General features: G+C 68.7%; 12 protein-coding genes. 5 read left to right on the forward strand and 7 right to left on the reverse strand.

The features are described 5' to 3' along the window. Positions 1-16 precede the first annotated feature (16 nt). From C7H75_RS10410 to C7H75_RS10435, 6 genes are read right to left on the reverse strand one after another with little or no spacing between them, the layout of a single operon-like run. Positions 17-862, reverse strand: coding sequence for an SDR family NAD(P)-dependent oxidoreductase (locus tag C7H75_RS10410; protein ID WP_005513829.1), 846 nt, complete (start codon positions 860-862; stop codon positions 17-19). Beyond that, positions 859-2,481 carry an AMP-binding protein gene (locus C7H75_RS10415; RefSeq protein WP_106851321.1) on the reverse strand — a complete coding sequence of 541 codons (1,623 nt, stop codon included), beginning with the start codon at positions 2,479-2,481 and terminating at the stop codon, positions 859-861. Before C7H75_RS10415 ends, C7H75_RS10410 begins: the two co-directional genes overlap by 4 nt. 11 nt (positions 2,482-2,492) lie before the next feature. Further along, positions 2,493-4,070, reverse strand: coding sequence for a succinic semialdehyde dehydrogenase (locus C7H75_RS10420; RefSeq protein WP_005513827.1), 1,578 nt, complete (start codon positions 4,068-4,070; stop codon positions 2,493-2,495). 43 nt (positions 4,071-4,113) lie between these two features. Continuing rightward, the gene (locus tag C7H75_RS10425) at positions 4,114-4,713 is read right to left on the reverse strand and encodes a TetR/AcrR family transcriptional regulator (RefSeq protein WP_005513826.1); all 600 of its coding nucleotides are present in this window, start codon (positions 4,711-4,713) and stop codon (positions 4,114-4,116) included. 18 nt (positions 4,714-4,731) lie between these two features. Next, on the reverse strand, positions 4,732-6,087 hold the full coding sequence (locus C7H75_RS10430) for a cytochrome P450 (RefSeq protein WP_081122066.1): 1,356 nt from the start codon (positions 6,085-6,087) through the stop codon (positions 4,732-4,734). A 27-nt stretch (positions 6,088-6,114) separates the two neighbouring features. After that, positions 6,115-7,047 (reverse strand): oxygenase MpaB family protein, encoded by a 933-nt coding sequence (locus tag C7H75_RS10435; RefSeq protein WP_022595358.1) that lies wholly within the window; start codon positions 7,045-7,047, stop codon positions 6,115-6,117. Between the two features lie 183 nt (positions 7,048-7,230). Here C7H75_RS10435 and C7H75_RS10440 point away from each other — a divergent pair, with 183 nt between their 5' ends. Both C7H75_RS10440 and C7H75_RS10445 read left to right on the forward strand, forming a co-directional pair. Continuing rightward, positions 7,231-8,964, forward strand: coding sequence for an acyl-CoA dehydrogenase family protein (locus C7H75_RS10440; protein ID WP_022595360.1), 1,734 nt, complete (start codon positions 7,231-7,233; stop codon positions 8,962-8,964). A 115-nt stretch (positions 8,965-9,079) separates the two neighbouring features. Beyond that, positions 9,080-9,700 (forward strand): YdcF family protein, encoded by a 621-nt coding sequence (locus C7H75_RS10445; RefSeq protein ID WP_013415732.1) that lies wholly within the window; start codon positions 9,080-9,082, stop codon positions 9,698-9,700. A gap of 15 nt (positions 9,701-9,715) precedes the next feature. Here C7H75_RS10445 and C7H75_RS10450 read toward each other — a convergent pair whose 3' ends face one another. Then, a complete protein-coding gene (locus C7H75_RS10450; protein WP_106851322.1) occupies positions 9,716-10,261 on the reverse strand; it encodes a hypothetical protein in 546 nt (181 codons plus the stop codon). A 92-nt stretch (positions 10,262-10,353) separates the two neighbouring features. On the opposite strand from C7H75_RS10450, the gene C7H75_RS10455 reads away from it, so the two are divergent. The 3 genes from C7H75_RS10455 to C7H75_RS10465 all read left to right on the forward strand — a co-directional run bounded on the left by C7H75_RS10455 (position 10,354) and on the right by C7H75_RS10465 (position 11,940). Further along, on the forward strand, positions 10,354-10,767 hold the full coding sequence (locus tag C7H75_RS10455) for an Rv3143 family two-component system response regulator (RefSeq protein ID WP_022595363.1): 414 nt from the start codon (positions 10,354-10,356) through the stop codon (positions 10,765-10,767). A gap of 192 nt (positions 10,768-10,959) precedes the next feature. Next, positions 10,960-11,328 carry an NADH-quinone oxidoreductase subunit A gene (locus C7H75_RS10460; RefSeq protein WP_005513819.1) on the forward strand — a complete coding sequence of 123 codons (369 nt, stop codon included), beginning with the start codon at positions 10,960-10,962 and terminating at the stop codon, positions 11,326-11,328. A 39-nt stretch (positions 11,329-11,367) separates the two neighbouring features. After that, the gene (locus tag C7H75_RS10465; protein ID WP_005513818.1) at positions 11,368-11,940 is read left to right on the forward strand and encodes a NuoB/complex I 20 kDa subunit family protein; all 573 of its coding nucleotides are present in this window, start codon (positions 11,368-11,370) and stop codon (positions 11,938-11,940) included. Positions 11,941-11,953 lie beyond the last annotated feature (13 nt).

The following is an 11,953-nucleotide window of genomic DNA, read 5'->3' on the forward strand; positions in this document are numbered from 1 at the left end:
GACCGAACTCCGGGAGTCAGTCGATCGGCTCGGACGGGTATGCGTCCCGGGCGATCCGGGCGTCGTAGTCGGCCCGGCCGGAGCCGATGTCGAGGAATACCGTGTCGAGCCCGAGCGTCCGGCGCAGTGTCGTCGCGACGGGTCGCGGGAACAGCTGCCACAACGCACTTCCCGTCGACAGGCGGCGTGGTACGACGGCCTGGCGTCTGCCTCGGCGGACCACGGTGACCACGGCCCGCGCCACCTCCTCCGGGGGTATGGGCCGGGTCATCCGGCCGGGCGCCGTGCCCGACACGAGCGCGGTGTTCGTGAACGACGGCAGGACCGTCGACACTCGCACACCTCGGTGGCGCAGTTCGGCGTCGAGTGCCTCGCCGAACCCGACGACCGCGAACTTGGTGCCGTTGTAGACGGCCATACCGGGCGCGGGGATGCGTCCGGCGATCGAGGCGACGTTCACGATCCGCCCCTCGCCGCGCCGTGTCATGCGCCGAGCGGCGGCGCGGGAGCCGTTCATCACTCCCAGCACGTTCACGTCGACGGCCCGTCGGATCACTGCATCCGGCTGTTCGAGGACGGGACCGATCGGCATGATGCCGGCGTTGTTTATCCAGATCGCGACGGGGCCGAGTCGCGATTCGACGTCGTCGAGGAAGGTCTCGACCGACGACGTGTCGGTGACGTCGAGGAATGCGCCGTGAAGGCCGAGTTCCTCGGCGGCGAGGGCGGTCCGAGCCGGGTCGAGGTCGCCGATCGCGACGTGCGCCCCGGCGTTCCGCAGGGCCGCGGCCGTGGCCCAGCCGATGCCCCGAGCGCCGCCGGTGACCACCGCGACGCGGCCCATCGGGTCGATACCGCTCATGTGTGTTTCTCCTTCAGGTCATCGAGCGTGCCGCGCTGGACCTTCCCTGACGATCCCCGGGGGAGGATGTCGACGAAGACGACGTCGCGGGGCATCCGGGACCGCGGCAGCCGGTCGGCCACGTGGGCGCGAATCGCCGCCTCGTCGACGGCTTCGTCTCCGACCGCGACGACGTATGCGCGCAGGCGCTGTCCGAACTCGTCGTCGTCGACCGGGGTGACGGCCGCGTCCGCGATCGCCGGATGGTCGAGAAGTACGAGCTCGACCTCCTCGGGGAAGACGTTCTCGCCGCCGGAGACGATCATCGAATCGGACCGGCCGCAGACGTGCAGCCGGCCCAGTTCGTCGAGATGCCCACGGTCGCCGGTGTCGAGGAAGCCGTCGTCGCCGGAGCGTCGGGTGCCGTCGGTGTAGGCGTCGATCTGGGCGGGCGTGCGCACCAGGATCCGGCCCTCCACGCCGACGGGCAGGGCACCTCCCGTGTCGTCGACGATCCGGAGCACGGTGCCGAGCGTGGGGCGCCCGGCGCAGTTCGGGGCTTCCACGAGATCGGACGGCGTCGCGATACTGACGTACGCGGCCTCGGTCGAGCCGTACAGGTTGTGCAGTGCCGGGCCGAAGGAATCCGAGACCGCCCGCACGAGCGCGGGTTCCAGCCGAGCGCCGCCGCTGGCGACGATGCGTAGTGCAGCGAGATCCGCGCTCCGGACCCGGTCGCCGAGGTCGACGATCCGGCGGAGCATCGTGGGCACCGCAACGAAGGCGCCGCAGCGGAAGCGTTCGAGGTCGGCCAGGGCGGTCGCCGCTTCGAACCGCGGGCGCAACACCAGTGTCCCGCCCAGCATCAGGGTGAGTACCGCCACCAGCAGCCCCCAGCCGTGGAAGACGGGCGCCGACAACAGCACCCGCATTCCGCCTCGGAGCGGGATGCGTTCGAGCAGGCCCGCGGTCAGCAGCAAGGTCCGGGGCTCGGCGCGCGGAGCTCCCTTCGGGACGCCGCTGGTGCCGCTCGTGAGGATGACCAGCGACGCGTGATGCGCCGGACGGGGCGGGAGGGAGCCGTCGCCGCGGTCGACGAGACGGTCGAGCGCGTCGGCGGGCGCTTCGCTACCGTATCGAGCGCACCAGCGTCGGCCGCCGAATGCCGTTACGGCGGAACGGAACTCCTCGTCGTGGACGAGCGCATCGAGGCGTTCGCGTTCGGCCACGACCGCCACCTGCCGTGGGCCGAAATCGGCGCCGAGCAGCACCACCCGGGCGCCCACGGCGGCCGCCGCGCACAGCGTGACCAGCGCATCGGCGTGATTGCGACACATGATCCCGATGCTCGGTTGCCGGCGGCGACCTGGGAACTCGGAGCGCAGGGCGTCGGCCAGGCGGTGGGTGCGGTCGGCGAACTCGGCGAAGGTGAGGCTGCCACGGTCGTCGATCACCGCGGTGGTGTCGCCGTGCACGGCAGCGCAGTACGCCGGCAGCCCACCGAACGGGCCCAGCCGGACGACGGCCCGGACTCCCGCGATGGCGGCGCGGGCGTCGCGCGGGACCATCCCGGCGGACCACAGGATGCGGGCCGCCGCGGCCTCGTCTCGGAGCCGGACGGCCGGAACCGGAAGCTTCATGGTGCTCCTCGTCAGCGGTGTGGGAAGAAGAGTTTCGCTCGATTGGCGAGGTTGAGGGCGCGTAGCAGCGTGGCCCGGCATCGGTCCGGATAAGCGGTCGGGATGCGCTGGGACGTGATGGTCTGCGGCTCGGTGTACCGCACGATGCCCTCGCGCCCGTGTCGGCGACCGATTCCGCTCGCGCGCATGCCGCCCATCGGTGCGCCGAGCGCCGCGATGGCGGACAGGTAGCCGTCGTTGACGTTCACGCCGCCGGCGACGATTCGCTGCGCGATCTTCCTGCCCCGCTTCGGATCCCGGGACCACACGCTTGCGCTCAGCCCGTACTCGCCGGCGTTGGCGGCCCGCACGGCGGCGTCGTCGTCGGTCACCCGGTACACCGACACGACGGGTCCGAAGGTCTCCTCCGCGAACGCGAGCATGTCGTCGGTGACGTCGGCGAGGACGGTCGGGTCGTGGAAGAGCGGACCCAGATCCGGGCGCGGACGGCCCCCGGTGAGCACCGTCGCGCCCTTCGTGACTGCATCCTCGACGTGCCGGACGGTGGTCTCGAGCTGCCGTTCCGAGGTGAGCGAACCCATGTCGACGTCGTAGGTGTACCCAGGCCCCACTCGGAGCCGGCGGGTCCGTTCGACGAGTGCCTCGACGAACCGGTGGTACACGTCCTGGTGCACGTAGATCCGTTCGATGCCGATGCACATCTGTCCGGCGTTCGAGAAGCATGCCTGCACGGCTCCGGTCGCCGCGGCCTCGACGTCGGCGTCGAAGCACACGATCATCGGGTTCTTGCCGCCGAGTTCGAGGGACGCGCCGATGAGACGGTCGGCGCACCGGCGTCCGATCTCCCGTCCTGTGGCAGTGGACCCGGTGAACGACACGTAGTCCACGGCGTCGATCAGCGCCGGCCCGATCCGGCTGCCGGGACCGGTCACCACCTGCCACAGGTCCGGGTGCAGTCCGGCGTCGACGGCGAGTTTCCGGGCCAGCAGGAGAGTCAGCGGGGTCTGCGAATCCGCCTTGCTGACCACCGCATTGCCGGCGACGAGGGCAGGGATCACGTCCCCGACCGCGAGGAACAGGGGGTAGTTCCACGGCGCGATCACTCCGACCAGACCCTTGGGCCGGTACCTCACCCGCGCCGCGACGACACCCGGGACCGCGGACGCGGCACGGCGCGGCGCCAGGTGCGCAGCGCCGGTCCGGCCGTAGTAGGTGGCCACCTGGACCACACCCTGCACCTCGATCGCGGCATGTACCCGCGCCTTGCCGGTCTCCCACTGCATGAGGTTGCACAGTTGCCGCTCGTGCGTGATCAGGGCGCGAGCGAAACGCCGCATGATCGTCGCGCGATCACCGACGGGCGTCTCGGCCCAGCGTGCCTGTGCCAGACGGGCGGCGACGGCCGCTGCGGCCACCGAGTCCGGATCGGACTGCGGCACAGCGGGGAGCGGGGTGCCGTCGAACGGGGCGCGGGCGCGGTGCAGCCGCGCGGAACTGGGAAGCTGCCGGAGCAGGTCGTCCAGCAGACCGGCGCCGATTCCCGGCGGCGGCGCGGACAGCTCGGCGCCGGTGGTCGCGAGTGAGGTCACCGGTGCCTCCCCGACAGGGTGCGCTCGAGGCCGAGCGCACCGCTCACCAGACCAGGCGTACCAGGTAGCGCTCGGCGTAGCGGCGCACGGCGGCCTGATCCGAAAGATCCAGCTGACCGCGAGGATCGAGCATCAACGACACCGCGATGCGGACGAGGATCTCGGAGACCGCGCGCAGGTCGTCGTCGGACATCGTGACGCCGCTGCGCCGCAACGCCCCGGTGACCTGCGCCGCGGCCTGCGCGATCGGCGCGCCGTCGGTGCGGCTGCTGAGCCCGAGGATCATCTCCGGTTCGCTCTCGAGGATCCGGGCGATGAGCGGAATCTCCTGTGCCATGCGGACCCCGCGGGTGAAGCACTCGATCACCGCGCCGTGCGGATCCCGGTTCTCGGCGACCCGGTCCAGTGCCCCGAAGAAGAGCGCGGTCTCGCGCATCAGCAGGGTCTCGACGAGGGCATCCTTGTTCGGGAAGCGCCGATAGAGGGTACTGCGGGAGATGCCCGCCCGGCGCGCGATGTCGTCCATGTTGGTGCGCCGGATCCCGTAGCGCTCGAACTCGTCCCGCGCGGCATCGAGCATCACCTGCTCGGGTGACGCGGACGTCGTGGAGGGTTCGGCTGGCGTGGGCATCAGGGGGAGCATATCGGCTGCCGGAGATCGTCATCGCGATCCCCGCAGCGGTCGCATCCGGACGGGCAGATGATCCTTGGGGATCGGCAACGTCGAGTTGTCGAGCTTCCACACGTAGTCGTCGGGCACCGACCACTCGTACCGCAGCAGCAGGTTGTGCATGATCGTCTTGATCTCCATCTGCCCGAAGTAGAGGCCGATGCACTTGTGGACGCCGCCACCGAACGGCATCCAGGCGAAGCGGTGCACTCGATCCTCGGCACGCTCGGGTGAGAACCGGTCGGGGTCGAACCGCTCGGGGTCGGTCCACAGGGCCGGGTCGTGATGGCTGACCATGCCGATGGCGCTGACATAAGTGCCCTTCGGGATGAAGTGGCCGCAGATCTCGGTGTCCTGGACGGCCCGGCGGGGTAGTCCGGGGACGGGAGCGTTCAGCCGCAGGGACTCCTTCATGATCGCGTCGAGCACGGTGAACCGGTCGAGCGTGTCGTACGAGATCTCGGGTGGGAGTTCGCGGGACTGCTCGCGGGCCGCGGCCTGCCACTCGGGGTGCTTGGCCATGTAGTACGCCATCGTGGTGAGCGTGATGGTCGAGGTGTCGTGCGCCGCCATCAGGACGAAGATCATGTGGTTGACCACGTCCTCGTCGCTGAAGGTGTGGCCGTCCTCCGACTGTGCGTGGCACAGCACCGAGAACAGGTCGGGGGTCGCGGTAGCGCGCTTCGCCGGCAGGTGCCGGTAGAAGAACTCCTCGAGTATCCGGCGCCCGGCCAGCCCGCGCGACCACTTGGTGCCCGGAACGTTCTTGCGGACGATCGACAAGCCCGCCGCGACGCAGTCCACGAAGGCCTTGTTGATCCGGTCCGCCTCGTCGCGAGGCAGGTCGAGCCCCAGAAAGATTTCGAGCGCCAGATCCAGCGTCAACTGTTTGAACTCGTCGAGCAGCCGGATGCGGTCCCCGAGCGGGAAGTGCGCCACGCGATCAGCGAGCATCGGCTGCATGTCCTGCAGGTAGCCCTTGAGGTGCGTGTTCGTGAACGCCTGCTGCATGATTCGCCGATGGTGGCGGTGCTCCTCGAAGTCCATCAGCATGATCCCGCGGCGGAAGAACGGCCCGATCAGGAAACCCCAGGCGGGTTCGTTCGCGAACGCCTTCTGCCGATTCATCGCGACCGCCTCGGCGCCGTCGGCGGTGAGAGGGATGACGAACTTCAGTCCGAATGCGTTGAGGTATGTGATGTCGCCGAACAACTCTCGGCGACGGGCCACCATCGCGATCGGATCACGGACGAAGCGCAATACCTCGATCACGCCCGGATCGCCTGTGCCGCGAATGGGTTTCAGATCGCTGCCCGCGGGAACCGGGGCCAACTGCTTGTTACGCATGAGCACTCCTGGGCGTTCGCTGTGGGATCAGGCCGGTCGGTTGTGCAGAGGACGGGGATCGACGCCGACTCGCCGCCACGCGTCGCGAGCCCAGGGGAGGTAGAGCGCGCCGAGCGGGAGCCGGTTGAACACCGGATTCAAGGCGCGCATCGTCGCCGCGAACCGGCGGAAGCGCCTCTCCTTCTTCGCGTTCCACTCCAGCCCGCAGACCTCGCGCATCTGGTCCGGAAGGGTCCCGACGACGATGTTGCGGGTGAACGCATCGATCGGCGCGGACAGGACGGCCCACACCGGTGCCGGGATGCGCCGCGGCCGCGGGACGCCCTTGCGGATGTAGCCCGTCGCGTACACGATCGTCTTCGTCGCGACGAACCGGTCGAGCATCGCGTTCCAGTAGTCGACGAACTCCTCGTACGTCTGCGGCTCGTTGCGGGCACTCACGCCGTACAGCGCATACCAGCGCTTGCTCTCCTCGAAGATCCGGACCTTCTCGTCGTACGAGAGGCGCCGGATGAACGTGTCGGTGACGTACAGGACCTGATCGACGAATGTCGCGTGCGCCCAATAGAAGAGCTCGGGGTTGAGCGCGTGGTAGCGGGACCCGTCGGAGATCGTGCCCTTGATGGAGCGGTGGAAGTCGCGGACGGTGCGGCCCCAGTGATGGGGATCCTCGCTGTAGACGGTCTTCATGATCGGCGGCCCGCTGCGCCGTGCCCGCCCGAGGGTGTCCGAGAAGATCACCGAGTGGTCCTCGACGGCTTTGCCGAGCTGTTCGATGCAGTTCTCGGTGCCGGCCAGTCTCTGGAAGCCGAGGAGTCCGCGGACGTCGCCGTAGAACTTCCAGACCAGTGAATCGGGCCCGAGTGGAAGGGAGTGCTCGGTGGTGTGGTCGTCGACGAGCACGGGTTCGGCTTCGCGGATGAGGGCGTCGAATGCCGAGTCGGAACGAGGTGACGTCATGAGTGCCTTCTGCCGAGGGTGGGACAGTGGAACAAACATGTATCTCTGTGTCAGAACGTAGCAGTGAGTGATCGGCGGGACAAGATTTCCGGAGGATTTCCCGCAACGGCGCGCGGTCTGGCGCACAGTGGACGTGGAGGACCCGATCCGGGTGCCACATCCACACTGCGGAGGGCGAGGACATTGGGTGAACTGCTGCTGAACCCGCGCGACTACGACCCCGTGGACCTCGATCCGAACACGCGCCGCCTGCTGCGTGCGACGATCGCCTGGTTCGAGTCCCGGGGTAAGCGGCGGCTGCTCCAGGACGACCTCCACGCGGTTTGGACGGGGGACTTCCTCGACTTCGTGGGGCACGAGAAGCTGTTCGCGACCTTCCTCACGCCCGCAGCCGACTCGCACGGCGACCCCAACAAGCGCTGGGACGCCGCCCGGAACGCGGCGCTGAGCGAGATTCTCGGTTTCTACGGACTCGCGTACTGGTACCTGTGGCAGGTGACGGTGCTCGGCCTCGGACCGATCTGGATGAGCGCCAACGCCGCGGCCCGGGAGCGTGCTGCCGAGCAACTCGACGCCGGCGGCGTCATGGCGTTCGGGCTGTCCGAACGCGAGCACGGCGCCGACGTCTACTCCACCGACATGCTGCTCACCCCGCAGGACTCGGCCGGCAGCGGGGACGCGGTGTTCCGTGCGAACGGCACCAAGTACTACATCGGCAACGGCAACGTGGCCGGCATGGTGTCCGTCTTCGGCCGTCGCACCGACGTGGAGGGCGCGGAAGGGTACGTGTTCTTCGTCGTCGACAGTCGACACCTGCACTACCGGCTGATCGACAACGTCGTGCACGGGCAGATGTACGTCAGCACCTTCGCGCTCCGCGACTACCCGGTTCGTGAGCAGGACATCCTGCACACCGGGCCGGATGCGTTCTCCGCGGCTCTCAACACCGTCAACGTCGGCAAGTTCAACCTGTGCACCGCGTCGATCGGCATGTGCGAGCACGCCTTCTACGAGGCGATCACGCACGCGCACAACCGGATTCTGTACGGCAAGCGCGTCACCGATTTTCCGCACGTGCGGGCCAACTTCGTCGACGCCTACGCCCGGCTGATCGCGATGAAGCTGTTCAGTGCTCGCGCCGTCGACTACTTCCGCAGTGCAGGTCCCGAGGACCGCCGGTACCTGCTGTTCAACCCGATGACGAAAGCGAAGGTGACGTCGGAAGGCGAGACGGTGATGGCGTTGCTGCACGACGTGATCGCCGCCAAGGGCTACGAGAAGGACACGTACTTCCGGGAGGCTGCCGAACTGATCGGCACGCTGCCGAAACTCGAGGGCACTGTGCACGTCAACGTCGCACTCATCCTCAAGTTCATGCCCAACTACCTGTTCGCGCCCGCCGAGTATCCGGAGGTCGGCACCCGCACCGACGCCACCGACGACGACTTCTTCTGGCGGCAGGGCCCGGCCCGGGGTTCGGGAAAGGTGCAGTTCCACGACTGGACCCGCGCATACGTCGAACACGGCGACATTCCCGACGTCGCGCGGTTCCACGAACAGGCGCTCGCTTTCCGTGAACTGCTCGCGACCGCCGGCCCCGACGAGGCCCAACTCGCCGACCTCGACTTCCTGCTCACGCTCGGCCACCTCTTCGAGTTGGTGGTCTACGGACAGCTGATCCTCGAGCAGGCCGACATCGTCGGGCTCGACCGGGATCTCCTCGAGCAGATCTTCGACGTTCTCATCCGCGACTTCTCCGGCCACGCGGTGGCGTTGCACGGCAAACCGTCGTCGACGCAGGCACAACAGGAGTGGGCGCTCGGCGTGATCCGCAAGCCCGTGGTGGACGCCGCCCGATTCGAACGGGTGTGGGAGAAGGTGGCCGCGTACGACGGCGCCTACGAGATGCGTGGCTAGATCGGCCGTGGTCAGCGGTCGGTGTCGGCCGAACGGATGACGGGTGCCCGTTTCGCCCGTAGGGTGTGACCCGCGCAATCGATACCGACCGCCGAATCCGGGGAGACACAGGCGAATGCAGAAGCTGAGAACAATCGTGGTCGCGGCTGCCGTGGCCGCACTACCGGTGGTGGCCGCGGTGCCGGCGAACGCCGCATCACTGAACATTCCGGGGCTCATCAGTCAGGGCATCGACACCCTGGAATACACGGCGGCGTCCGGGATCTCCGACACGGTGTCCTCGCTGGCTCAGTACACCGCCGCGCACACCTATCTCACCACCGGCGATCCGGCCTCCCGGTACATCGTGGTGCTGGGTGCCCGCCTGAACGCCGACGGGTTGCTGCCCGCCGTCCTCAACTCGCGACTGAACACGGCCGCCGCGATCGCCCGTCTGCACCCGGCGAACAAGGTGATCGTTTCCGGCGGCCCGACACAGCCGCTGCCGTACACCGAAGCGCAGGCGATGCTGGCCGGACTCGTGCTCCGGGGCGTCAATCCCGCGAACATCGTCCTCGACAACGATTCGTTCTCCACCGTCGACAATGCGCGCAACACCACCCAGATCCTGTCCGCCGCAGGGGCGGACGGTGCCGTGCTGGTGACCTCGGCGTCGCACATCGACCGTGCGCTCGCCACCTTCCAGTCGGCGTCCGGCCAGTTCCGGTACGTGCCTGTCGCAGCCCCCGGGTTCTGATTCGGGACAGGAACTTCAGTTGACCTGCAGCGGAACGGGGTTCGTCCAGTACGGCGGAATCTCCCGGGCGAGACCGTCGGCGAGCTTCGTTCCGTTGCTCGACTGATTGCACGGTCCGGACCAGCGGACCTGCACCGGCGGGCCCGACGCGTAGCGGAAGGTGGTCCACACGATCGTCGTGGCGTCCGAGGCCGCCGGGCCCCCGCAGCGCCGGGGATCGGTCGGTCCTGCCGCGTTGAGGGCATCGACCAGGGCGTCGAGTTCGGTGCCCTCGACACGCCCGGCGGAGGCCGGCCGCGGGGAGCTCGGGGCCGCTTCGCCACCGGCCTTCTCGTAGCGGCACACCTCGGCGAACAGTGGGGTGTCGGGGACCATGGACTCGGCGACGCCGGGCCGGGCGGAGACGAACTCGACAGTGCCCGTGGGACACGCCACGGGCGCCGCACCCGCCGCGGGACGCCCGGAGTCCGCGCATCCGGTGGCTCCCAGGATCACTCCCGCGCACAGCGCTGCCGTGCCCGCCCTCGCCGTGACGCGTGTGGACACCGTCGTTTCCCCCATGCTCGGGAGACTAGCGGCAACCCGGGTCCCGGAACGCCCGAACCTGAGTCGGTTCCCGGTGTGGCCGGGGGAGCGGCCGTAGCATCTGGATCGTGGCCAATCCGACCGTGCGCTCCGAAGACTCCGTGACGCTGCGCGTGCTCGTCTACAGCAGCGACGCCTCGACGCGGGAGCGGGTGATCTCTGCGCTGGGCACACGCCCGCACCCGGATCTGCCGGAATTCGCGTACCTCGAGGTCGCAACCGCCCCGGTGGTCGTCCGCGAACTGGACGCAGGCGGCATCGACCTGGCCGTGCTCGACGGCGAAGCGCAGCCGGCCGGCGGGATGGGCATCGCCAAGCAACTGCGCGACGAACTCGACGCGTGCCCGCCGATCGTGGTTCTCACCGGCCGCGCCGACGACCGATGGCTGGCCGACTGGTCGCGGGCGGACGGGGTCGTCGGACACCCCATCGATCCGTTCGCGCTGGCCGAGACCGTGGTGGGGCTGCTGCGTCCGGCGTGACGTGGGCGCGTCCCTCCCGTGTCGGTCCCGTTGCCGGAAGACTCGCGGGTAAAACCGAAGCCAAGCCGGGGGGCAATCTGGGTAGGCTGAGGCGTAGATCACATTCGGCGGGTGGGTTTTCCTGATTGCGTGATTGTGCGTCGTCCCTGGCTACCCGCCGTCCGTGCTCGCGACCGGAGGAGCTGAGGCAGGGTGAACGCCTACGTGCCGATTCTCGTGTTGGGCGCCATCGCGGTGGCGTTCGCGGTCTTCTCCGTGTTCGTCGCCTCGGCGGTGGGACCCGCGCGGCGCAATCGCGCGAAGCTCGAGGCGTACGAGTGCGGCATCGAACCGATGCAGCAGCCCGGCGGGCGGGCCGGTGGACAGCGGATCCCCGTGAAGTACTACCTGACGGCGATGTTGTTCATCATCTTCGACATCGAGATCGTCTTCCTGTACCCGTGGGCCGTCCACTTCGACGCCCTCGGTGTGTTCGGTCTGGCCGCGATGGCGGTGTTCGTCTTCAACGTGTCCGTCGCCTACGTCTACGAGTGGCGTCGTGGGGGTTTGAGCTGGGACTAGCGGATCTCGAGGTGATCGCGGAGCGGAGGTGATCGAAGGATGGGGCTCGAAGAGAAGGTGCCGGGCGGTTTCCTGCTGAGCACGGTCGAGACCGTGGCCGGCTACGCCCGCAAGGGTTCGCTGTGGCCCGCGACGTTCGGCCTCGCGTGCTGCGCGATCGAAATGATGGCGACCACGTCCGGGCGCTACGACCTCGCCCGCTTCGGGATGGAGGCCTTCCGTGCCTCGCCCCGACAGGCCGATCTGATGATCGTGGCCGGGCGGGTGAGCCAGAAGATGGCCCCGGTACTGCGCCAGGTCTACGACCAGATGGTCGAGCCCAAGTGGGTCCTCGCCATGGGCGTGTGCGCGTCCTCGGGTGGCATGTTCAACAACTACGCGATCGTGCAGGGAGTCGACCATGTCGTCCCGGTCGACATCTATCTGCCGGGCTGCCCGCCGCGACCCGAAATGCTGCTCGACGCGATTCTCGCGTTGCACGCGAAGATCCAGGACACACCGCTCGGCGTCAACCGCGAGGAGGCGGTGCGGGCGGCGGAGACGGCGGCACTGGCGGCGCGGCCGGTGGTCGATCTCGGCCTGCCGGGGCATACGGCGGAGGCGGTGCGGTGATGGCGATCGACCA

Origin of the sequence: Rhodococcus (subgen. Prescottella) equi (genome assembly GCF_003013675.1) — a bacterium.
Taxonomy (GTDB): domain Bacteria; phylum Actinomycetota; class Actinomycetes; order Mycobacteriales; family Mycobacteriaceae; genus Prescottella; species Prescottella equi.